The 20,980-nt window shown below is 72.1% G+C and carries 20 protein-coding genes; 13 read left to right on the forward strand and 7 right to left on the reverse strand.

Annotated features, from left to right (window positions below):
- The first annotated feature begins 2 nt into the window (after nucleotides 1-2).
- The 4 genes from ASG96_RS10600 to ASG96_RS10615 are packed head-to-tail and all read left to right on the forward strand — an operon-like array spanning nucleotide 3 to nucleotide 3,929.
- Nucleotides 3-338 (forward strand): helix-turn-helix transcriptional regulator, encoded by a 336-nt coding sequence (locus ASG96_RS10600; RefSeq protein WP_056758724.1) that lies wholly within the window; start codon nucleotides 3-5, stop codon nucleotides 336-338.
- Nucleotides 335-2,092 carry a SulP family inorganic anion transporter gene (locus ASG96_RS10605; RefSeq protein ID WP_082591721.1) on the forward strand — a complete coding sequence of 586 codons (1,758 nt, stop codon included), beginning with the start codon at nucleotides 335-337 and terminating at the stop codon, nucleotides 2,090-2,092. Before ASG96_RS10600 ends, ASG96_RS10605 begins: the two co-directional genes overlap by 4 nt.
- 5 nt (nucleotides 2,093-2,097) lie before the next feature.
- Entirely contained in the window at nucleotides 2,098-2,949 is an 852-nt protein-coding gene (dapF, locus tag ASG96_RS10610) for a diaminopimelate epimerase (RefSeq protein ID WP_056758722.1), read from the forward strand.
- A gap of 41 nt (nucleotides 2,950-2,990) precedes the next feature.
- Nucleotides 2,991-3,929, forward strand: coding sequence for an FkbM family methyltransferase (locus ASG96_RS10615; protein ID WP_235509135.1), 939 nt, complete (start codon nucleotides 2,991-2,993; stop codon nucleotides 3,927-3,929).
- A 25-nt stretch (nucleotides 3,930-3,954) separates the two neighbouring features.
- Here ASG96_RS10615 and ASG96_RS10620 read toward each other — a convergent pair whose 3' ends face one another.
- Both ASG96_RS10620 and ASG96_RS10625 read right to left on the reverse strand, forming a co-directional pair.
- Entirely contained in the window at nucleotides 3,955-4,710 is a 756-nt protein-coding gene (locus ASG96_RS10620; protein WP_057587900.1) for a nucleotidyltransferase domain-containing protein, read from the reverse strand.
- Nucleotides 4,703-5,314 (reverse strand): class I SAM-dependent methyltransferase, encoded by a 612-nt coding sequence (locus ASG96_RS10625; RefSeq protein ID WP_056758975.1) that lies wholly within the window; start codon nucleotides 5,312-5,314, stop codon nucleotides 4,703-4,705. Before ASG96_RS10625 ends, ASG96_RS10620 begins: the two co-directional genes overlap by 8 nt.
- Before the next feature lie 120 nt (nucleotides 5,315-5,434).
- On the opposite strand from ASG96_RS10625, the gene hflX reads away from it, so the two are divergent.
- From hflX to ASG96_RS10640, 3 genes are all read left to right on the forward strand, one after another.
- The gene (hflX, locus tag ASG96_RS10630; RefSeq protein ID WP_057587901.1) at nucleotides 5,435-6,940 is read left to right on the forward strand and encodes a GTPase HflX; all 1,506 of its coding nucleotides are present in this window, start codon (nucleotides 5,435-5,437) and stop codon (nucleotides 6,938-6,940) included.
- Between the two features lie 86 nt (nucleotides 6,941-7,026).
- Nucleotides 7,027-7,182, forward strand: coding sequence for a hypothetical protein (locus ASG96_RS10635; protein ID WP_157610781.1), 156 nt, complete (start codon nucleotides 7,027-7,029; stop codon nucleotides 7,180-7,182).
- Entirely contained in the window at nucleotides 7,179-8,249 is a 1,071-nt protein-coding gene (locus tag ASG96_RS10640; RefSeq protein WP_057587903.1) for a GNAT family N-acetyltransferase, read from the forward strand. The genes ASG96_RS10635 and ASG96_RS10640 overlap by 4 nt, the downstream gene beginning before the upstream one ends.
- Nucleotides 8,250-8,314: 65 nt before the next feature.
- Here ASG96_RS10640 and ASG96_RS10645 read toward each other — a convergent pair whose 3' ends face one another.
- Nucleotides 8,315-10,018: a formate--tetrahydrofolate ligase gene (locus ASG96_RS10645; protein ID WP_056758709.1), complete on the reverse strand. Its 1,704-nt coding sequence runs from the start codon at nucleotides 10,016-10,018 to the stop codon at nucleotides 8,315-8,317.
- A 100-nt stretch (nucleotides 10,019-10,118) separates the two neighbouring features.
- Entirely contained in the window at nucleotides 10,119-10,712 is a 594-nt protein-coding gene (locus ASG96_RS10650) for a TIGR03086 family metal-binding protein (protein ID WP_057587904.1), read from the reverse strand.
- A gap of 82 nt (nucleotides 10,713-10,794) precedes the next feature.
- Between ASG96_RS10650 and ASG96_RS10655 the strand changes: the two genes are divergently transcribed.
- The 4 genes from ASG96_RS10655 (at nucleotide 10,795) to rpsT (ending at nucleotide 15,459) form a co-directional block, all read left to right on the forward strand.
- Nucleotides 10,795-11,469 carry a TetR family transcriptional regulator gene (locus ASG96_RS10655; protein WP_057587905.1) on the forward strand — a complete coding sequence of 225 codons (675 nt, stop codon included), beginning with the start codon at nucleotides 10,795-10,797 and terminating at the stop codon, nucleotides 11,467-11,469.
- A 124-nt stretch (nucleotides 11,470-11,593) separates the two neighbouring features.
- Nucleotides 11,594-13,837: an ATP-dependent DNA helicase gene (locus tag ASG96_RS10660; RefSeq protein WP_056758700.1), complete on the forward strand. Its 2,244-nt coding sequence runs from the start codon at nucleotides 11,594-11,596 to the stop codon at nucleotides 13,835-13,837.
- A gap of 175 nt (nucleotides 13,838-14,012) precedes the next feature.
- Nucleotides 14,013-14,972 carry a DNA polymerase III subunit delta gene (holA, locus tag ASG96_RS10665; RefSeq protein WP_057587906.1) on the forward strand — a complete coding sequence of 320 codons (960 nt, stop codon included), beginning with the start codon at nucleotides 14,013-14,015 and terminating at the stop codon, nucleotides 14,970-14,972.
- Between the two features lie 226 nt (nucleotides 14,973-15,198).
- Entirely contained in the window at nucleotides 15,199-15,459 is a 261-nt protein-coding gene (gene rpsT, locus ASG96_RS10670; protein WP_056758695.1) for a 30S ribosomal protein S20, read from the forward strand.
- A gap of 60 nt (nucleotides 15,460-15,519) precedes the next feature.
- Here rpsT and ASG96_RS10675 read toward each other — a convergent pair whose 3' ends face one another.
- On the reverse strand, nucleotides 15,520-16,080 hold the full coding sequence (locus ASG96_RS10675; RefSeq protein ID WP_057588397.1) for a type II toxin-antitoxin system PemK/MazF family toxin: 561 nt from the start codon (nucleotides 16,078-16,080) through the stop codon (nucleotides 15,520-15,522).
- 125 nt (nucleotides 16,081-16,205) lie between these two features.
- Here ASG96_RS10675 and ASG96_RS10680 point away from each other — a divergent pair, with 125 nt between their 5' ends.
- Complete coding sequence (locus ASG96_RS10680; protein ID WP_057587907.1) at nucleotides 16,206-17,444, forward strand: MFS transporter; 1,239 nt, start codon at nucleotides 16,206-16,208, stop codon at nucleotides 17,442-17,444.
- 37 nt (nucleotides 17,445-17,481) lie between these two features.
- On the opposite strand, the gene ASG96_RS10685 is transcribed toward ASG96_RS10680, so the two are convergent.
- Both ASG96_RS10685 and ASG96_RS10690 read right to left on the reverse strand, forming a co-directional pair.
- On the reverse strand, nucleotides 17,482-17,823 hold the full coding sequence (locus ASG96_RS10685) for a cupin domain-containing protein (protein WP_057587908.1): 342 nt from the start codon (nucleotides 17,821-17,823) through the stop codon (nucleotides 17,482-17,484).
- Nucleotides 17,811-18,923: a M48 family metallopeptidase gene (locus tag ASG96_RS10690; protein WP_235509136.1), complete on the reverse strand. Its 1,113-nt coding sequence runs from the start codon at nucleotides 18,921-18,923 to the stop codon at nucleotides 17,811-17,813. The genes ASG96_RS10685 and ASG96_RS10690 overlap by 13 nt, the downstream gene beginning before the upstream one ends.
- Nucleotides 18,924-19,127: 204 nt before the next feature.
- Between ASG96_RS10690 and lepA the strand changes: the two genes are divergently transcribed.
- Nucleotides 19,128-20,972, forward strand: coding sequence for a translation elongation factor 4 (gene lepA, locus ASG96_RS10695; RefSeq protein WP_056758683.1), 1,845 nt, complete (start codon nucleotides 19,128-19,130; stop codon nucleotides 20,970-20,972).
- Nucleotides 20,973-20,980: the final 8 nt, after the last annotated feature.

Consider the following 20,980-nt stretch of genomic DNA (forward strand, 5'->3'; position numbering starts at 1 on the left):
CCGTGAGCGTGCCGCTTTACCAGGCAAAAGCAGAGTTCTTCAAAACCCTCGGCCACCCGGCGCGCATCCGCATCCTCGAGCTGCTCTCGGAGCGCGACCACGCCGTGCATGAGCTCCTCGACCGCATCGACATCGAGCCGAGCAGCCTGTCGCAGCAGCTCGCCGTCCTGCGGCGCACGTCCCTCGTCACGTCGGCACGGGTCGGGGGTGAGGTCGTCTACTCGGTGAGCGTGCCGGAGGTCCGCGACCTGCTCCTCGCGGCCCGGCGCATCCTCTCCGGCATCATCGCCGTGCAGGGAGAGCTCGAGTCCGAGCTGAGCCCGACGGCCACCTCATGACGGTCGAGCTCAACGCGGCGGGCGCGCGGGCGTGGACCGTCCAGCAGTGGCGGCGCGTGCGGGGTCTGGCTCCGCGCCGGTCCGACTGGACCTCGGTCCGGCTCGGCAGGGACCTGCCCGCCGGTCTCATGGTCGGCCTCGTCGCGCTGCCCCTCGCGCTCGGCTTCGGGGTGAGCTCCGGGATGGGCGCCACGGCAGGACTCGTGACGGCCGTGGTCGCCGGAGCGGTCGCAGCGATCTTCGGAGGCAGCAGGGTCCAGGTCAGCGGGCCGACCGGCGCCATGACCGTCGTCCTCGTCCCGATCATCGCCGCCCACGGCACGAACGGTGTCCTCGTCGTGGGGCTCATGGCCGGCGTCATCCTCATCGGGCTCGGCTACGCCGGTGTCGGCCGGTTCATCCGCTACGTGCCGGTGCCGGTCGTCGAGGGCTTCACCGTGGGGATCGCGGCCATCATCCTGCTCCAGCAGGTTCCCGCAGCCCTGGGCGTGCGCGCCACAGGGGAGAAGGTGCTGGGCCAGGCGCTGGGAGCGGTTGGCGAGTGGGCGTCGCACCCGCACTGGCCCTCGGTCGTCGTGGCGGTGGCCGTGGTGGTCAGCGTGCTCGGGCTCGCACGTCTGCGCCCGGGCCTGCCGTGGGCACTCGTCGTCGTCGTGCTGGCGATCGTCGCCAACTCGCTGCTCGGCCTCGGGATCGCGACCATCGGCACGATCCCGGCAGGCCTGCCGGCTCCCTCCCTGCCGTCGATCGTCTTCTCCGACCTCAGCTCGATGCTGCTGCCCGCTGTCGCGGTGGCCGCCCTCGCCGCTCTCGAGAGCCTGCTGTCCGCCACGGTGTCCGACGCGATGAGTGTGGGCCAGCGACACGACTCCGACCGTGAGCTCGTCGGCCAGGGCCTCGCCAACCTCGCCGCGCCGCTCTTCGGCGGTATCCCCGCCACCGCAGCCATCGCCCGCACTGCGGTCAACGTGCGTTCGGGCGCGGTGTCACGACTCTCCGGTGTCACGCATGCCGCCGTGCTCCTCGTCATCGTCCTCGTCGCCTCCCGGTGGGTGGCGGAGATTCCCACGGCGGCCCTCGCCGGGGTCCTCATCGCGACGGCCGTGCAGATGGTCCGGGTCTCGAGCCTGGGCGCGCTCCTGCGCTCCTCCCGCGGCGATGCCGTCGTGCTGATCGGCACGGCCGCCGCCACGGTGCTGCTCGATCTCGTCATGGCCGTGCTCCTCGGACTCGTCATGGCCGGCTTCTTCGTGCTGCGACAGGCGGCCGGCTCGGCCCGGCTCGAGGAGGTCCCCCTCGACGCAAGTGACCACGCCGACGAGGAGCTCGCGTTGCTCGACGAGCACATCGTCGCCTACCGCATCGACGGGCCGATCTTCTTCGGCGCCGCCCACGACTTCCTCCTCGAGCTCACCGAGGTGAGCGACGTGCGCGTGGTGGTGCTCCGGATGTCGCGCGTCACCGTCATCGACGCCACGGGCGCCACGGTGCTGGCCGACACGATCTCGCGGCTCGAGGGACGCGGCATCTCGGTGCTGCTGTCCGGCGTGCGTCCCCAGCACGAGCGGATCCTGCGCGAGCTCGGGGTCTACGAGGGGCTGGCCCACGAGAAGCACCTCTTCGGGACGACCCCGGCCGCGATCGAGCACGCCCGCGCCCACGCCGCCCGGGTCGCGCACGACCCGGGCGACAGCCAGCCCCACGGCGATCCGACGGACCCGGCGAGCCCGGGCCGGCGGCATACCGGAGAATGACTGACATGACGCGTTTCACCAAGGGCCACGGCACCGAGAACGACTTCGTCCTCGTCCCCGACCTCGAGGGCTCGCTGGAGCTCACGCCCGCCCAGGTGCAACGCATCGCCGACCGCCACGCGGGTCTCGGCGCCGACGGCGTCATCCGGGTCGTGCGCACGGCGCTCTCGACCGACGAGGCGGTCCGGGCCCAGTCGCGTGAGGCCGAGTGGTTCATGGACTACCGCAACGCCGACGGCTCGCTCGCCGAGATGTGCGGCAACGGCACGCGCGTCTTCGCCGACTACCTCCGCCGTGAGGGACTCGCCTTCGGCTCGACCTTCACCATCGCGACCCGCGCCGGCGTCAAGACGGTGCGCGTCGTCGACGAGGGGTACGCCGTCGACCTCGGTCCGTGGCGCCTCGGCGACGAGGAGGCCGCGCGCCGCGACGGTTTCGACGTCATGGTGCGACCGCACCACGGCAAGCCGGTGCCGGCGCTGACCCTCGACCTCGGCAACCCGCACGCGGTCGTCATGCTCCCCGAGGGCATCTCCCTGGAGAACCTCGACCTCGCCGAGGCGCCCGAGCTGCACCCCGAGCCGGCCGACGGCTCCAACGTCGAGTTCGTCCGGGCCGTCGGGCCCGGGCACATCGCCATGCGGGTCCACGAGCGCGGTGTCGGCGAGACGCGCTCGTGTGGCACGGGTGCGGCCGCCGCGGCCCTCGCCACGCGCTTCTGGTCCGGCGTCGAGGACCTCAGCCCCTGGACCGTCGACGTGCCCGGCGGGCGCCTGACGGTCACGCCGCTGCCCGGTCAGCGGGTCGAGCTCGCGGGTCCCGCGGTCCTGGTCGCCGACGGCGACTTCCCGCTCTGACCGTTTCACCCCGAATGGCGCCCGTCGCGACCAGGGTGCGGATGTCCGGGAAACCGACCTCTGGAGCTGCAGTGGCGCTCGCCTCCTACCTCACGCGGCACGACATCCGTGCCGCGCCGGCGCGGCTCATCGGGCGGCGGCTGGGTCTCGAGGTCGCTCGGCGCCTCAACCCGGCGCGGCTGTCGAGGGAGCGCACGTTCCCGTTCGCCGGTGGGGCCCTCACCGCTCGGATGCCCCTCGACGACACCATCGGTCGCGCCCTGTATCTCTATGACGTCTACGAGTGGCCCACCGCCCTGACCCTCGCCACCCTCGCCCGAACGGGGACGACGTGCGTCGACGTCGGAGCCCACGTCGGCTCGTACGCCGTCCTGGCCGCGGTCACCGTCGGCAGCGAGGGTCGTGTGCTCGCCTTCGAGCCCGATGCGGCCAACCGCGCACGACTCGAAGGTCACGTCCGGCTCAACGACCTGTCCAACGTGGTCGTCCACGACCACGGGCTGTCGGACACCGAGTCGGAGGTCGCGATGGTGCGACCTGTCGCCTCGAACTCCGGCATGACGCGCCTCGCCCTGCCGGGGGAGACGCCGGACTTCTCGATGGGGGTGCGACGACTGGACGACGTGCTGGACGGCGACGAGACCCCGCCCGTGTCGGTCATGAAGATCGACGTCGAGGGCGCCGAGGTCGCGGTCGTGCGCGGCGCAGCCGACCTCATCGCGCGCGACCAGCCGTACGTCGTCTTCGAGGAGAACGACGCCGCGTGCGGTGCCCATCTGGCCGACGCGCACGGCTACCGGCTGTACCGGATCACCCAGGACGGCTACGTCGACCGGGCCTCCACGGCAGCGCAGCGCGACGACGCCATGGCGCCCAACGTGCTCGCCGTCCCGCCGGGGGCCTCCCCGCCGCAGCTCCCCCGTCCCGCGCAGATCTGGGACCGGCTGCGGCAGGACCGCACCGGCGCCCGTTCGAGGTGAGGGGTCTGCCGGCCGGCTCTCACGATCACGTCGACCGGTCGGCAGGAGCTCCGGGGTCGGTGCCCGCAAGCCGGTGACCCTCGAAGAGCGGACCGCCGTTGCGGGCCAGCACGTCGTCGGCGAAGCCGAGCAATAGCGACACGTCGCCCGCCGCCGCGGTGACGAGGGCCCGCTCGTGCCGCGCGCGCCAGTCGGTGCCGTCGCGCTCGTCCAGGTCGGCCAGCTCGCGCGCCACCCACTTGCCCCGACCCCACCAGTGACCGGCCCCGTGCAGCAGCAGGTGCGCGGACTCCTCGGCCAGCAGGGCCGAGCTGACGAGACGCTCATGGGCGTCGTGCGCGTGCGTCACGTCGTCGAGGAGGTCGGTGACGGCATACCGCATCGACGCGAGGTCGTCGCCGGTGAGCGCGGGAGGTCCCGCAGCCAGCAGCATCCGCGCCGTCTGCTGCCACTGCCCGCCCGAGCCGTCGGTATCGGTGAGCACGACCGACCGCCCGACGAGGCGCGCCATGGTGGGACGCCCTCCCTCGGCGTCGCGCCGCACGTGGTGGCCGAGGGACGTCTCGGTGTGCACGAACAGCTCGACCGGCCAGCCGCGGTAGCGGCGCGAGTCCCGGAACGGCGCCGGCGGCCCCTGGAGCAGCACGGTGACGTCGAGGTCGGAACCCGGCGTCGCCGAACCGAGGACGACGCTGCCACCCAGCCAGGCGGCCCGGGCCTCGGGGAACCACTGCGCGACGAGCGCCCGGGCGTCGGCCACGGCTCCCCGCACGTCAGGCACGGCGCACCTCGAGGATGCGGAAGGCCTTCGCCGACGACAGACGCGTGCACCTCAGACCCCAGCCCTGCTCGTTGATCCACCGCTGCAGCGAGTCCGACCCCAGGTGCTTCTGGACGACGAGGTGAGCGACGCCGTCGTCGGCCAGCCGGGGGAGCCAGCGCTCCAGGAGGGCGTGCAGGGCGGGCTTGCCGACGTGGATCGGCGGGTTGGACCAGATCGTGGCGAACCGCACGTCGTCCGGCACGTCGTCGGGCTCGCAGAAGGTGGTGTTGTCGAGACCGGCCGACTCGGCGTTGCGCCGTGACAGGTCGAGGGAGCGGCGGTTGACGTCGACGCCCCAGACCCGGGCGCCGGGGGACCGCAGGGCGAGCGTGAGCGAGATCGGTCCCCAGCCGCAGCCGATGTCGAGGAGGTCACCGGTAGGGCTCGGGTCGGGAGCCCCGGAGAGCAGCACCGCCGTGCCCGGGTCGAGGCGGTCGGGGGAGTAGACACCCCGGGCCGTCGTCACGGCGAACCGGCGCCCGTCGAGGGTGACCTCGATCGTCCGTCGCTCCTCCGGAGTGGCCGGTTCGGCGGTGAAGTAGTGGTCGGTCGGCTCGCTCATCACGGTCACCGTATCGGCCCGGGCGCGTCGCCCGCGGCACGTGCGCGCCGCCCCCACGACGTCGGATCGGGCACAAACGAGTGGCTCGTGGCGTTGGACGGATGGGACCATAGGGAGAACATGACGAGCAACCACACGAACCACCCCAGCGACACCGACCGCGCCACGCAGCGCGAGCGCGCCCTCTTCGCCACCCGCGCCGATGCGCTGGCCGAGGAGCTCCACGAGCCCGACGAGACGGCATACCCGCTCTACGACGGCGACCAGCTCGACCGTGAGGAGCGCGCCGCGCTCCGCCGCGTCCAGGGCCTCTCGACCGAGCTCGAGGACATCACCGAGGTCGAGTACCGCCAGCTGCGCCTCGAGCGCGTCGTGCTGGCCGGTGTCTGGACCGACGGCACCGCCGACGACGCCGAGAACTCCATCCGGGAGCTCGCGGCCCTCGCCGAGACCGCCGGTTCGACCGTGCTCGAGGGCGTCGTGCAGCGCCGCCAGAAGCCCGACCCCGCGACGTGGCTCGGCAAGGGCAAGGCCCTCGAGCTGCGCGACATCGTCGTCGAGGAGGGCGCCGACACCGTCATCTGCGACGGCGAGCTCGCCCCGAGCCAGCGCCGCGCCCTCGAGGACGTCGTCAAGGTCAAGGTCATCGACCGCACCGCCCTGATCCTCGACATCTTCGCCCAGCACGCCAAGAGCCGCGAGGGTCGCGCCCAGGTCGAGCTGGCCCAGCTCCAGTACCTCCTGCCGCGCCTGCGTGGCTGGGGTGAGTCGATGTCCCGTCAGGCCGGTGGCCGTGTCGCCGGCGGTGAGGGCATCGGATCCCGTGGACCCGGCGAGACGAAGATCGAGCTCGACCGTCGCCGCATCAACACGAAGATCGCCAAGCTGCGCCGCGACATCAAGGGCATGAAGACGAGCCGCGACACGCGCCGGCACTCGCGACGCGCAGGCGGGGTCCCGTCCGTCGCCATCGCCGGCTACACCAACGCCGGCAAGAGCTCGCTGCTCAACCGCCTGACCGGCGCCGGCGTCCTCGTCGAGAACCAGCTCTTCGCGACCCTCGACCCGACCGTGCGTCGCACCGAGACCGAGGACGGGCGCGTCTACACGCTCGCCGACACGGTCGGCTTCGTGCGCAGCCTGCCGCACCAGCTCGTCGAGGCGTTCCGGTCGACGCTCGAGGAGGTCGGCGACTCCGACCTGCTCCTGCACGTCGTCGACGGTTCACACCCCGACCCCGAGGGCCAGATCTCCGCGGTGCGCGAGGTGCTGGCCGAGGTCGGCGGCGACCAGATCAAGGAGATCATCGTCGTCAACAAGGCCGACATCGCCGACCCCGAGGTGCTCGACCGGCTCCGACGCCACGAGAAGCACTGCATCACCGTCTCGGCGCGCACCGGCGCAGGGCTCGACGAGCTGCGTGCACTCATCGACCACGAGCTGCCCAAGCCCGACATCGAGGTCGACGTGCTCGTGCCCTACGACCGTGGCGACCTCATCTCGCGGCTGCACGAGGAGGGCGAGATCCTCGAGAGCGAGCACGTGGCCGAAGGGACCCGGCTGCGCGCGAAGGTCACGCCGAGCATGGAGCCCGACCTCGCCGCATACGCCGTCGTCGCCAGCTGAGCCGACATGCCGAAGGGCCCCCACCGAGGGGGCCCTTCGGCATGTCGGGCTCCGGGACGACCGGGGTCTCGGGGAGGATGAGGGGTATGGCCCTGGAGATCCCGTGCCCCTACTGCGGCACCCAGATGTATGCCGAGCAGGCGCACAACCGCTGCCCGACGTGCCTCTACATCGAGCCCTGCTGTGACGGCGCGCCCCTGGCCGCCTGCGAGACGCGCGCGCCCGAGCGACAGGCGCCGTGACGGCTCCCATCGACGAGGGGACCGTCTGGCTGACGACCGAGCGGCTCGTGCTGCGCCGGCCCCGCGCCGAGGACCTCGACGACTACGTCCGCCTCCACAGCGACCCGCGGACGTACGCGCACTCGCCGTCGAGCATGCCGAGTCCCGAGCGGTGCCGTGAGCGGCTCGAGGCCGACCTCGCCGACTGGGAGCGGGACGAGCTGGGGTATGCCGCTGTCGTCGACCGCGCGACCGGCGAGGTCATCGGGTGGGCGGGCTTGCGGCACAAGGACTCCGACAGCTCTTCCCTCAACCTCTACTACCGGCTCGCGCACGACCGCCTGGGCGCGGGTCTCGGCCGGGAGATCTCGCGCGCCGTCGTCGCGTGGGGAGTCGAGCACCGCCCCGACGCGCTCGTGACGGCGATGGTCGACACGGTCAACACGGCGTCGATGCGCACTGCCGTGTCCGCGGGACTCGTCCAGGTCGGCTCGCGGCAGATGAAGGGCGAGCCGGACAGCGAGCCGATGCCGTACTTCGAGGCGCCGAGCGTCGCATCCGTGCCTCGTGAGGCAGCGATCGCCGAGCTCCGGGAGGCCGTCGTCGACCTCTGGGTGCGCGTCAACGACGCCGGTGGCTCGGTCGGCTTCCTGCCGGGGGCGGCCCGGCGCGACGTGGCGGCCGCGCTCGACCGGCACCTCGACGACGTCCACGAGCGGCGCTCGCTGCTCTGTGTGCTCAGGGAGCCCGACGGGCCCCTGCTCGGCCTCGGCTTCTGGGAGCACTCGAGAGGCTTTCCCTACGACCACGTCGCCGGGCTGAAGCGCCTCATGGTCGACCCGGCCGCCCAGGGCCGCAACCTCGGGCGCCTCCTCCTCGGCGGCATGGTCGGCATCGCCCGGCGCGAGCTGCCGTGGGTCGAGCTGCTGCGCCTCGACTACCGCGACGGTCTCGGGCTGGGCGACTTCTACGCCCGGTCGGGCTGGACCGAGGTCGGTCGGGTGCCACGCGGACTCCGCCTCAGCGCGAACGACTACCGCGACGACGTCGCGATGGCCCGCCGCGTCGACTGCACCCCGCTGCACTGATCCGGACGGCCTACCGTCCCCGACGGCGTCCCGTCCGGGACGGCGCCTTCCGGCCGGCGACGAGGTCAGGACAGGCCAGTGACCGAGCCGTCCTCGGTGATGTCGATGCGTTCGGCGTTGGGCGATGTGGGCAGGCCCGGCATCGTCCGCATGTCGCCGCAGATCGCGTAGACGTAGCCGGCTCCGACCGCGGCCCTGACCTCGCGGACGGGCATCCGCCACCCGCGCGGCGCGCCTCGCAGGGCCGGGTCCGACGAGATCGAGAGGTGGGTCTTGGCGATGACGACGGGAAGCCCGCCGTAGCCGAGCCGCTCGTAGTCCTTGAGCGCTCGCGCCGCGGCCGGGCTGACGTCGATGCCGTCGGCGCCGTAGATCTGCGTGGCGATCGCCTCGATCTTCTGCTCGAGCGGCAGGTCGAGGGGATAGAGGAACTCGAAGCTCGTCGGCTCGTGGGCAGCCTCGATGACGACCTGGGCGAGCTCGAGCGCTCCAGTGCCGCCCTCCGCGACGTGGCGCGTCACCGCTGAACGCACGCCGAGGGTGTTGCAGTAGCGGCGGATGACGGCGTGCTCCGAGTCGTGGTCGTCGGGGAAGGCGTTGATGGCGACGACAGGCTGCACGCCGAAGCGCCGCACGATCTCGATGTGCTTGCGCAGGTTGGGCAGCCCGGCCTCCACGTCCTTCGGGCTCTCCTTGAGCAGGCCTGCGGGTAGAGGCTTCCCGGCCTTGACGGCATACCGTCCCGAGTGGGTCTTGAGGGCCCGGACCGTGGCCACGATGACGGCGACGTCGGGCTTGAGCCCGCTGACGCGGCACTTGACGTCGAAGAAGCGCTCGGCTCCCATGTCGGCCCCGAACCCCGCCTCGGTGATGGCGTAGTCGCTGCCGCGCATCGCGATGAGGTCGGCCGTGACGGACGACGTGCCGGTGGCGATGTTGCCGAAGGGGCCGCAGTGGATGATCGCCGGGCCGCCCTCGAGGGTCTGCAGCAGGTTGGGCTTGAGGGCGTCCGCCAGCAGGGCCGTCATCGCCCCGGCTGCGTGCAGGTCGTCCGCGGTCACGCTCTTGCCCTCGGTCGTGTAGCCGACGACGATCCGACCGAGCCGCTCGCGCAGGTCACGCCGCGACGTGGCGAGGGTCAGCAGCACCATGACCTCGCTCGCCGCGGTGATGTCGAACCCCGTCTCGCGGGCCATTCCGTCCTGGCGCGCCCCGAGGCCGATGACGACGTTGCGCAGGGCGCGGTCGTTGACGTCGAGGACCCGTCGCCACGTGATGTTGCGGACGTCGAAGCCGAGCGCGTTGCCGTGGTGCAGGTGGTTGTCGATCATCGCGGCGAGCAGGTTGTGGGCCGACGTGACGGCGTGGAAGTCGCCCGTCAGGTGCAGGTTGAGTCGCTCCATCGGCACGACCTGGCTGTAGCCGCCGCCGGCGGCTCCGCCCTTGATGCCGAAGGTCGGTCCCATCGACGGCTGGCGCAGGGCGACGACGGCACGCTTGTCGAGTCGCTGGAGCGCCTGGGCGAGTCCGACCGCGGTCGTCGTCTTGCCCTCGCCGAGGGGGGTCGGGGTGATCGCGGTGACGACGACGTACTTCGCGTCGGGCTGCCGACGGGGCTCGTCGAGGACCGCGAGGTCGATCTTGGCGACGTCACGTCCCCACGGTTCGAGGTGGTCGGGGGTGACTCCGAGGTCGGCGGCGACGTCGACGAGCGGACGCAGGGTCGCCGCGTTCGCGATGTCGAGGTCGGCGGGCAGGGGTGCGCTCATACCTCGATACAACTCCGGTGTCGCCGCCCGCACAACGAAATGGCCTCGTCCGCGAGGTGAGTTGCGTCCCACCGTCGGACGGACGCTGCCTCGTCGAGGGTCAGGCTGCCGGGGTCCAGCGGGGGTCGCGTCCCAGGTAGCGCAGCAGTTGGTCGAGGGCGCCGCCCTCGTCGCCGGGGAGTGCTGCAGCGTAGGCGAACCCGCGCAGTGGCTCGACGATCTCGACGGCCACGGCGTGCAGCTGCTCCGCCAGCTCCTCGCTGACGGGTGACGGCTGCCCTGTCGCGGCCGCGACGTCCCAGGCGTGCACGGCGGCGTCCAGGGCACAGGCCCCGACGGCGACCGTCGCGGTGAGCGGCCCCTGCGGCAGGGGCACGGGGACGGCGACGTCGTCGGCGCCGACCCGGGAGAAGGCGAGCCGGGCCGCCGCGAGGGGGTGGTCGAGGAGGTCCATGGCGTCCCCGTCGAGGGTGCCCGTGGGGGAGAAGGGGTCGTATGCCGGGAAGCCGCCTTCGCCGAGCACCGCGGCGTAGGCCTGCTGGTCGCCGGCGGCGTGCTGGAGCACCTGCGCCGCGGTCCATTCGGCACACGGGGTGGGGAGGCGCCACTGGTCGGCGCGCACCGCGGCGACGGTGTCGCGCAGGGCGGAGTGCGCGGCGTCGAGCATCGTCCAGGAGGTCGGTGCCGTGTCCATGGGGCCACTCTTTCTATCGGAATGATCTGTTCCGAAAAGGTTAACGGAATGGATCGTTCCGATCAAGTGCTACCGTCGGTCCATGACGAGTGACCGCCTGCAGGACGCCGCCGCCGGCGCAGGGTCGCCCCGTCCGCGGCGGGGTCGGCAGGCCGAGGCTGCCCGCAACGACGAGGCGATCCTCGACGCGGCGCGCGCGGTGTTGCTGCGCGACCCCGCCGCCCCCATGGCCGCGGTCGCGCAGGCCGCGGGGGTCGGCGTCGGCGGCCTCTACCGTCGGTATGCCAGCCGTGACGAGCTCCTCCAGCGCGTCTGCGGTGACGGGCTCCGGCGCTTCGTCGAGCTGGCCGAGGCGGCGCTCGCCGACGACGGCGACCCCTGGTCCTCCTTCGAGATCTTCCTACGCCGCGTCGTCGACGCCGACGTCCATGCCCTCACGGTGCGGCTCGCCGGGACCTTCAGGTCGACCGACGACCTGCGCGACCTCGCAGTCCGCGGGGGGACTCTCGTCGACGCCCTGGTGCGCCAGGCCCGGACAGCCGGCCGGCTGCGACCCGACGTCGAGCCGAGCGACGTCCCCATGATCCTCGAGCAGCTCACGGCGGTGCGCGTCGACGATCCCGAGCGGACCGCCGCCCTCCGGCGTCGCTACCTCGGCCTGCACCTCGACGCGTTGCGCACGGCTGCACCCACCGGGCTCGACGCGTCTGCGCCGACGGGATCCGAGCTGGGGGAGCGCTGGGCGCGAAGCCACTGAACCGCCGCCGGGACCGCTCTGCGACATGCGTTCTCCACGCCGACCACGATCGGCCTACCGCGGCGCGCCGACAGGCGGGGGACGGGTGGCACGAGTGGTCACCCCGGCGGCATACGCTGATCCAGTGCCTCAGCGACCCGCCGCGCTCGACGACCTCCTCCACGCCGCGGTCTCGGGTGTCGGCGGGGCCGAGCGGCCCGGCCAGGTCGAGATGGCCAAGGCCGTCGCCCACGCCATCGACGAGGGCGAGCACCTGCTCGTCCAGGCGGGCACGGGCACCGGCAAGTCGCTCGCCTACCTCGTGCCCGCGGTGGCCCATGCCTTCGAGGCCGGCAAGCCGGCGGTCGTCGCCACGGCGACCCTTGCCCTGCAGGCACAGATCGTCGACCGCGACATGCCACGCGTCGCCGACGCGCTCGCCCCGGTCCTCGGGCGGCGTCCGACGTACGCACTCGTCAAGGGGCGCCGCAACTACGTGTGCCTCAACAAGCTCGAGGGCGGCTTCCCCGACGACGAGGACGGCCTGCTGTCGGTGGGCCAGGTCGACGCCGCGGTGGGGCGCCTCGGCCAGGAGGTCGTCCGACTGCGGGAGTGGGCGGGTGCCACCGACTCCGGCGACCGCGACGAGCTCGTCCCCGGCGTCTCCGAGCGCGCGTGGCGACAGGTCTCGGTCTCGGCCCACGAGTGCATGGGCGGCAAGTGCCCTCTCGTCGCCGAGTGCTTCGTCGAGCGCGCCCGCGAGGCCGCCAAGGACGTCGACGTCATCGTCACGAACCACTCCTTCATGGCCATCGACTCCTTCGAGGGGCGACAGATGCTCCCCGAGCACGACGTGCTCGTCGTCGACGAGGCCCACGAGCTCGTCGACCGCGTCACCGCGACGATCACCGACGAGCTGACCGGCACCATGGTCATGACGGCCGCCAAGAAGGCCGGCCGGATGTCCGAGAACACCGCCGCCCTCGACGAGGCGGGGGAGATGCTCGCGCTCGCGCTCGAGCCCCTCGAGGAGGGGCGGATGCTCGGCGTCCCGGACTCGGTCGGCATGGCCCTGGCGCGGGTGCGCGACACGGCCCGCACCGTCCAGAGCGACCTCAAGCCGCCGGCCGGGCAGGAGGCCGACGGCGCCCGCCAGGTCGCCCGCGCCGCCGTCGACGAGATCCACGAGAACGCCGAGCGCATCCTCGAGGAGCGCGAGCTCGACGTCGTGTGGCTGAGCCGCGACCAGCGCCGCGGGCCCGTGCTGCGCGTCGCCCCGATGAGTGTGGCCATGCTCGTGCGCGACAAGGTCTTCGAGGAGCGCACCGTCGTCCTCACGTCCGCCACCCTCGAGCTCGGCGGCACCTTCGACGCCGTGGCCGGCACCATCGGGCTGCGCGGTGACGGTGCCCCGAGGTGGCAGGGCCTCGACGTCGGCAGTCCCTTCGACTACCCCAGGCAGGCGATCGCCTACGTCGCCGCCCACCTGCCGCCGCCCGGTCGCGACGGTGCCGGCGACGACACGCTCGACGAGATCGAGCAGCTCGTTCGGGCCGCCGGCGGACGCACCCTCGGGCTCTTCTCGTCGATGCGCGCCGCGCAGACGGCTGCCGAGGTCATGCGGGCGCGTTTCGGTGACGACATCCCCGTCCTGTGCCAGGGCGAGGACCAGATCACGACGCTCGTGCGCCAGTTCGCGCGCGACCCGCGCACGTGCCTCTTCGGCACGCTCACCCTCTGGCAGGGCGTCGACGTGCCCGGCTCGTCGTGCCAGCTCGTCATCATCGACCGCATCCCGTTCCCGCGACCCGACGACCCCCTCGCGTCGGCCCGGTCGCAGGCCATCGCGCGGATGGGCGGCAACGGCTTCATGGCGGTGTCGGCGACCCACGCCGCACTTCGTCTCGCCCAGGGCGCCGGACGTCTCGTGCGCCGCGCCGACGACCGTGGCGTCGTGGCCTTCCTCGACTCCCGGATGATGACGGCGAGGTATGCCGGCTTCCTCCAGCGCTCGCTGCCGCCCTTCTACCCGACGACCGACAAGACGATGGTGCTCGCGGCGCTCGCCCGCCTCGACGCCACGGCCCCGCCGCCGGTGGCCGTCGAGGAGCCGGCACTGCGCTCGCTCACCGGGGCCCGTGCCGACGCCGACGGCACGGAGCACCCGAGGCCGGTCGCGGTGCCGCCCCCGGCCCCGGTCTCCTCCCGCAGCGCGGTCACGTCGGGGCACGCTTGGACCGACGAGCAGGACGAGGAGCTGCGTGACGCGGCCGAGGCCGGCATGCAGCTCGACGAGCTCGTCGACCACTTCGAGCTGCCCGAGCAGACGATCGCGGCCAGGGTCGAGCAGCTCGGGCTGACCATCGCCTCGGGCGCGCTCTTCGACTGACGCGGGCGCCGCCCCATTCCCACAACACACCGAGCAGGTCACAACACCCCAGCATCCGATCCCGGGGCGTTGTGACCTGCTCGGTGTGTTTGCGGCGGGACGGCGGGGCCGGGAGGGCTGGGACGCGCGCGCGGCCGCGGACCGGCTGTCGCACCGGCATGGCAGAGTTGAGGCCATGACCGACCCGGCCGCTCCGCCCTTCGTGCTCGTGACCGGCCCGGAGGGCGTCCTCGTCGAGCGCGCCGTCGCCGGCGTCCTCGCCGGCTCCAAGGAGGCCGACGCCGAGGTCATCCGCATCGACGCCGCGACCTACGAGTCCGGGGCCCTGCAGATGCACGCGAGCCCCTCCCTGTTCGGCGGCGCCAAGACGATCGTCGTGCGCGACCTCCACGAGTCGCCCGACGAGCTCCAGCTCGACCTGCTCTCGCTCCTCGCAGCGCCCGACCCCGACGTCGGCCTCGTCGTCGCCCACGGCGGCGGGATGAAGGGCAAGAAGGTCCTCGACACGATGAAAAAGGCGGGCGCGCGGGTCATCGAGTGCCCGGCCATCAAGACCGACCGTGACAAGACCGACTTCGTGATGAAGGAGTTCTCGGCGGCCCGGCGCAAGATCACGAGCGAGGGCGTGCGCGCCCTCATCGAGGCTGTCGGCAAGGACGTCCGCGAGCTCGCCGCCGCCTGCTCGCAGCTCGTCTCCGACACCGAGGGCACTGTCGACGACGCGGTCGTCGACACCTACCACGGGGGCAAGGTGGAGGCCACCGGCTTCCGGGTCGCAGACGCGACGATCGCCGGGCACTCGGGGGAGGCGCTGCGTCTGCTCCGCCACGCCATCGCGACCGGCGTCGACCCTGTCCCGATCGTCGCCGTCATCGCCTCGCAGCTGCGCCAGCTCATCAAGGTCGGTGCGGCGGGCCGGGGCAGCTCGGCCCAGCTCGCCAAGAGCCTCGGCATGGCGCCGTGGCAGATCGACAAGGCCCGACGCGCCGTCGGTCACTGGAGCCCCGACGGTCTCGCCGTCGCCGTCCAGGCCGTGGCCGCCGCGGACTTCGAGGTCAAGGGCGGCGGACGCGACCCCGTGTATGCCGTCGAGCGGGCCATCCTGACCATCTCCCGGGCGCGGGCCGCTCGCTGAGGCGACGCCATGCGGGCCTCCGCGCGGGCCGGGCCCCACGGCATACGGCCGGTTTGGTCGAGCGCACCGGCCGCTGGTAACTTTGACCCTTGCGTGCGCGCTCAGGTCGTGCGCGCATGCATGCACCACCCAGAGCCGCTCACGCAGGGTGTCCCCACGCCCGGTCCCGAGCAGCTTTGCCGCCCTCTAACGGCAACCATCCGACCGAACGAAAGAAACCATCAACGTGGCAAACATCAAGTCGCAGCTCAAGCGCATCAAGACGAACGCGACGCGCACCGAGCGCAACAAGGCCGTCAAGAGCGAGCTTCGCACGTGGGTCCGCAAGGTCCGCGAGGCCTCGGCCTCCGGCGACAAGGACGCTGCTGCCGAGGCCCTCAAGACCGCCTCGAAGAAGCTCGACAAGGCTGTCAGCAAGGGTGTCATCCACCAGAACCAGGCCGCCAACAAGAAGTCGGCCATGGCGAAGAAGGTCGCGTCGCTCTGACGCACCACCCTCACGTGTGAACGGGCCCGTCACCTCGTGGTGACGGGCCCGATCTGCGTCTCAGCGCTGGTGGTGGGCGCGCGCGGCGGCCACGACGTCGTCGTAGCGGTCACGGGGGAGCACGGCGCCCTCGCGCCGCACCCCGTCCGGGTCCACCCGGACGAGCCGGTTGACCCGGACCTCGCTCGGCCGTCCACGCCCGTCCCAGGCGCCGGAGCCGACGTCGACCCACTCCCGGCCCGACCGCCGCTCCTGCTGCTCGTCGCGGTCGTGGTCCTTGCTCGTCAGGGGCAGCCCCACGAGCCAGTCTCCGTCGTGACCGACGATGAGGACCGGGCGGTCCTTGCCCTGGCTGTGGTCCTCCTCGTAGGGCACCCACGTCCAGACGATCTCACCGGGGTCGGGCCGACCGTCGGGACGCGGCGCATACGTCGTGTCCGGCAGGCGGGTCGCGTCACCCGGGTAGGGCTTCGCCGCACCGGGAACGGTCGCAGGGGCGCCCGGCCGCCCTGCCGGGCCAGCCTCGCTGCGGCCGGCCGGCGGACGAGGGCGGGTCGAGGAGGACGGGCCGCGCACGAGACCGCGGAGGCGGCCCAGGAGTCGGTCGAAGGTGCTGGACATGGGAATCACCGTAGCCGCGCCACCGTTACCGTTGACGTCCGAGACCGGGTCGACGGCGATCCGCACCACGCCACCTCGGTGCACCGCATGCGGACGCCGACGAACCCCGAACCCGGAGAAGCCCTGTGAGTCCCGCCGCACGCCGCACGACCCTCGCCATCCTCGCCATCGCCGTCGGCGGCTTTGCGATCGGCACGACGGAGTTCGTGACGATGGGCCTGCTGCCGCAGATCGCGGCGGGCACCGGCGTGGACATCGCGACCTCGGGCCACTACGTCTCCGCGTACGCGCTGGGCGTCGTCGTCGGCGCCCCGCTCATCGCGGTCGCCTTCGCCAAGGCACCACGCAAGGGCCTGCTCATGGGGCTCATGGCCTTCTTCGCCGTCGCCCACCTCGCGATCCTCGCGGCCGACACCTACCCGACGGTCATGGCTGCCCGCTTCCTCGCCGGCATGCCGCACGGCGCCTTCTTCGGCATCGGCTCGGTGGTCGCCGCGTCCCTCGTGTCGCACCAGCGGCGCACCGCGGCCGTCGCCGCCATCCTCGGTGGGCTGGGCGTCGCGAACGTCGTCGGAGTGCCCCTCGCGACCCTGCTCGGCCAGCGATTCTCGTGGCACCTGCCCTACGTGCTCGTCGGCGTCATCGGGGCGCTGACCGTCGTGGCCATCGCGATCTTCCTGCCGCACCTGCCCCCGAGCGGCGAGGAGTCCATGCGGGCCGAGATGCAGGCGCTGCGCCGCGTCCAGGTCTGGCTCGCGCTCCTCATCGGCGTCGTCGGCTTCGGCGGGATGTTCGCGATGTACTCCTTCATCACGCCGACCATGACCGAGCTCACCGGGCTCGACGAGCGCTACATCCCGTGGGTCCTCGCGGCCTACGGCATCGGCATGGTCGCGGGCATGGTGCTGAGCGGGCGCGTCGCCAACCGCGTCGGGGTGCTCAAGGGCATCATCGGTGCGCTGGGTGCGATCGCCGTGCTCCTCGCCGTGTTCGGCTGGGCTGCCCAGACCCTGTGGCTCGCCGTCGTCATGGTCTTCGTGCTCGGGCTGTTGCCCTCGATCGTCGTGCCGCTGCTCCAGACGCGCCTCATGGACGTCGCGCACGAGGGGCAGTCCCTTGCGGCCGCCCTCAACCACTCGACGCTCAACACCGCCAACGCCCTCGGTGCCTGGCTCGGCTCGGTCGTCCTCGCCGCGGGCTGGGGCTACGGCGCGCCGAGCCTCGTCGGCGCGGTGCTCGCCGTCCTCGGTGTCGGCGTCGCGGTGCTGTCAGCCGTGCTGGAGCGCCGCTCACGTGCCGCGACGAGCACCTCCGAGCGTCGGTCCGAGGTGGCGGTCGTCGCCTCGGCCACGACGAACGCCTGACGCCTGGACGAGCGCTCGTGCGAGGGGGACGGGCAGGTCACTCGAGCCACTCGGTGACGAAGCGGTCGTTGGCGTGGATGTGCACGGCCTCGTAGCCGTCGGGCCCGGTGCGGAAGCGGTGCGGGGTCTCGGCCGGCACGACGAGCACCTGCCCGGCGTGCGCCACCACCTCGTCCGTCCCCACCGTGAAGGTCGCGGAGCCGCGCCGGATGACGAAGGTCTCGGCGTAGGGGTGCCGGTGCAGGCGGGGTCCGACCCCTTCCTCCGTCGTCGACTCGAGGATGATGCTGATGCCGGCCCCGCCGGGCAGCTCCTCGTAGTTCTCCGTCCACTCCTCGCCGTCCTCGCGGCCGTCGGCCCGGCTGATCACGGTCTCCATCGCTCGTCCTCTCGGCTCGGGAGCGGCACGGCCGCGGGCGCGGTCGCGTCGGGGTAGGGCGCGGTGGCGCCGTCGCCCTCGGACTCACGTCGAACGGGGGTCGCGTCGTTCGACACGGCGCCGACCGGCATCGCCTGGGTCACCGTCCTTTCCGGCGTGGCCTGGGGGAGCGCTGTCGGGATGAAGCCGACCATCGCCGGCAGGGCGTAGGCGCCGGGCACCGCAGGTGGGCCCCACAGCCACGGCTCCTTCGGGCGCCAGAGCAGCCGGCCGGGGCGGCGGCGGTCGCGCAGCGCGTGCATGCGCCACAGCAGCACCGGGTGGCTCGCCGAGGCGTTCGTGACCCAGACGAAGAAGCCCGGTTCGGTGACGGCCCGGTCGGCCATGGCATCGACGTCGACCGACCGGCCGAGGTACTTGCCTCCGGCCAGGGTGGCCATGGCCGAGCGGGCGCCCTGCGGCGCGAGCGCGTGGCCGTAGTTGTCGGCGGTGTACTCCTGGGCCCGGCTCAGGGTCGAGCCGACGAGCGGGATCCACTGCGACGCGAACGTGCCGAGGATGCGCCAGTAGCTGACGTGGCCGGCGGCGATGTGCCCGACCTCGTGGGCGATGACGAAGCGGAGGGCATCCGGCTCACGGGCGGCGCCACCCACTTCGAGCAGGTCGCTGTTGATGAAGACGAAGCGCCGGAACCCGTGCCCGGAGGCCGCCGCGTTGATGACGCCGTTCCCCAGCACGACGTACGCATCGGGCACGTAGGTGAGTCCGGACCGCCCCGCGGCGTCGACGAGCATGGCGTACGCCTCGGGGAACTGCTCCGGGGTCAGCTTGATGCCGGTGAGCCGCTGCTGCGCCCACAGCTGCCCTCGGGCGAACCAGACCAGCAGCGGTGCGAAGATCAGCGCGAGCGCGTAGACGTCGGGCACGCGCTGCTCGTCGATCGCGGTCGACACCTCGGCGATGGCCGCGAGCAGCAGCAGGAGCGAGGCGATGATCGCGACGACGAGCGAGACGATCTCCCTCGGGTGCCGCACGTAGCGGCGCAGTGGCAGGTGCGACCCGGGGGCCACGGGCAGGACCTGCATCGGTTGGGCGCGCATGGCCGCCATTGTGCGTCACGAGGCCGGCCGGTGGTGGGCGCGGCCCGCGAGGGCGTGAGCGCCGGACCCCCAAAGCATGGGACACTGTGCTGGCTGCGGCAGCGCCCCGAGCGACTCGAGCCCGAGCGACTCGAGCGCCGCACGCCCGCCGACCAGCTCCATCCCCGTCACCTGACTCTGCGAGGTTCGTCCCACGTGTCGCCCATGGCCCGCTCCGCGTTGGCACCCAACGCAACGCCGCCGGACCTGATCCGCAACTTCTGCATCATCGCGCACATCGACCACGGCAAGTCCACGCTGGCCGACCGCATGCTGCAGCTGACCGGTGTCGTCGACTCACGCGCCATGCGGGCGCAGTACCTCGACCGCATGGACATCGAGCGCGAGCGTGGCATCACGATCAAGAGCCAGGCCGTCCGCATGCCGTGGGAGCTCGACGGGACGACGTACGCCCTCAACATGATCGACACCCCGGGCCACGTCGACTTCACCTACGAGGTGTCCCGCTCGCTCGCCGCCTGCGAGGGCGCGGTGCTCCTCGTCGACGCGGCCCAGGGCATCGAGGCGCAGACCCTCGCGAACCTCTACCTCGCGATGGAGAACGACCTCTCGATCATCCCGGTCCTCAACAAGATCGACCTGCCGGCGGCCCAGCCCGAGAAGTACGCCGAGGAGATGGCCAAGCTCATCGGCTGCGAGCCCGACGACTGCCTCAGGGTCTCGGGCAAGACCGGGGCCGGCGTCGAGCCGCTCCTCGACAAGATCGTCCGCACGCTGCCGGCTCCCGTCGGCGACCCCGACGCCCCGGCGCGCGCGATGATCTTCGACTCGGTCTACGACACCTACCGCGGCGTCGTGACCTACGTCCGCGTCGTCGACGGCAATCTCAGCCCGCGCGAGAAGATCGTCATGATGTCGACCCGGGCGACCCACGAGCTCCTCGAGATCGGCGTCATCAGCCCCGAGCCGGTGCCCGGCAAGGGTCTCGGCGTCGGCGAGGTGGGCTACCTCATCACCGGCGTCAAGGACGTGCGACAGTCGCGCGTCGGCGACACCGTGACCAACGCGAGCAAGCCCGCCTCCAAGGACCTCGGCGGCTACCGCGACCCGAAGCCGATGGTCTTCTCCGGTCTGTATCCCATCGACGGCTCGGACTACCCCGACCTGCGCGACGCCCTCGACAGGCTCAAGCTCAACGACGCCGCGCTCGTCTACGAGCCCGAGACGTCGGCGGCTCTCGGTTTCGGCTTCCGCGTCGGCTTCCTCGGCCTGCTGCACCTCGAGATCGTCCGCGAGCGGCTCGAGCGCGAGTTCGACCTCGACCTCATCTCGACCCAGCCCAACGTCGTCTACGACGTGACCATGGACGACGGCAAGGCCGTCCACGTGACCAACCCGAGCGAGTACCCCGACGGCAAGATCCGGGAGGTCAGCGAGCCGATCGTGCGCGCCACGATCCTGGCTCCGTCGGAGTTCGTCGGCGCGATCATGGAGCTGTGCCAGCAGAAGCGCGGCAACCTGCGCGGCATGGACTACCTCTCCGAGGACCGCGTCGAGATGCGCTACACGCTGCCGCTCGCCGAGATCGTCTTCGACTTCTTCGACCAGCTGAAGTCACGCACCCGCGGCTACGCCTCGCTCGACTACGAGCCCGACGGCGAGCAGGTCGCCGACCTCGTCAAGGTCGAGATCCTGCTCCAGGGCGAGACGGTCGACGCCTTCTCGGCCATCGTCCACAAGGACAAGGCCTACGCCTACGGCGTCATGATGGCGAGCAAGCTCAAGGACCTCATCCCGCGCCAGCAGTTCGAGGTCCCGATCCAGGCGGCCATCGGCTCGCGCATCATCGCCCGCGAGAACATCCGCGCCATCCGCAAGGACGTGCTCGCCAAGTGCTACGGCGGCGACATCAGCCGCAAGCGCAAGCTCCTCGAGAAGCAGAAGGAGGGCAAGAAGCGCATGAAGATGGTCGGACGGGTCGAGGTGCCGCAGGAGGCCTTCGTCGCTGCCCTCTCGAGCGACGGCGACAAGGGCGACAAGAAGAAGTAGGCCCACCG

The organism is Terrabacter sp. Soil810 (genome assembly GCF_001429645.1).
Taxonomy (GTDB): Bacteria; Actinomycetota; Actinomycetes; order Actinomycetales; family Dermatophilaceae; genus Terrabacter.

What these genes read in the sequence shown, in the direction of transcription:
- ASG96_RS10685 (WP_057587908.1), bottom strand. Translation starts at nt 17,823, where the DNA reads ATGGAGACCGTGATCAGCCGGGCCGACGGCCGCGAGGACGGCGAGGAG.
- holA (WP_057587906.1), top strand. Translation starts at nt 14,013, where the DNA reads ATGACCGACCCGGCCGCTCCGCCCTTCGTGCTCGTGACCGGCCCGGAG.
- dapF (WP_056758722.1), top strand. Translation starts at nt 2,098, where the DNA reads ATGACGCGTTTCACCAAGGGCCACGGCACCGAGAACGACTTCGTCCTC.
- hflX (WP_057587901.1), top strand. Translation starts at nt 5,435, where the DNA reads ATGACGAGCAACCACACGAACCACCCCAGCGACACCGACCGCGCCACG.
- ASG96_RS10650 (WP_057587904.1), bottom strand. Translation starts at nt 10,712, where the DNA reads ATGGACACGGCACCGACCTCCTGGACGATGCTCGACGCCGCGCACTCC.
- ASG96_RS10675 (WP_057588397.1), bottom strand. Translation starts at nt 16,080, where the DNA reads ATGTCCAGCACCTTCGACCGACTCCTGGGCCGCCTCCGCGGTCTCGTG.
- ASG96_RS10605 (WP_082591721.1), top strand. Translation starts at nt 335, where the DNA reads ATGACGGTCGAGCTCAACGCGGCGGGCGCGCGGGCGTGGACCGTCCAG.
- ASG96_RS10625 (WP_056758975.1), bottom strand. Translation starts at nt 5,314, where the DNA reads ATGAGCGAGCCGACCGACCACTACTTCACCGCCGAACCGGCCACTCCG.
- lepA (WP_056758683.1), top strand. Translation starts at nt 19,128, where the DNA reads ATGGCCCGCTCCGCGTTGGCACCCAACGCAACGCCGCCGGACCTGATC.
- ASG96_RS10635 (WP_157610781.1), top strand. Translation starts at nt 7,027, where the DNA reads ATGGCCCTGGAGATCCCGTGCCCCTACTGCGGCACCCAGATGTATGCC.
- ASG96_RS10615 (WP_235509135.1), top strand. Translation starts at nt 2,991, where the DNA reads ATGTCCGGGAAACCGACCTCTGGAGCTGCAGTGGCGCTCGCCTCCTAC.
- ASG96_RS10655 (WP_057587905.1), top strand. Translation starts at nt 10,795, where the DNA reads ATGACGAGTGACCGCCTGCAGGACGCCGCCGCCGGCGCAGGGTCGCCC.
- ASG96_RS10645 (WP_056758709.1), bottom strand. Translation starts at nt 10,018, where the DNA reads ATGAGCGCACCCCTGCCCGCCGACCTCGACATCGCGAACGCGGCGACC.
- ASG96_RS10690 (WP_235509136.1), bottom strand. Translation starts at nt 18,923, where the DNA reads ATGCGCGCCCAACCGATGCAGGTCCTGCCCGTGGCCCCCGGGTCGCAC.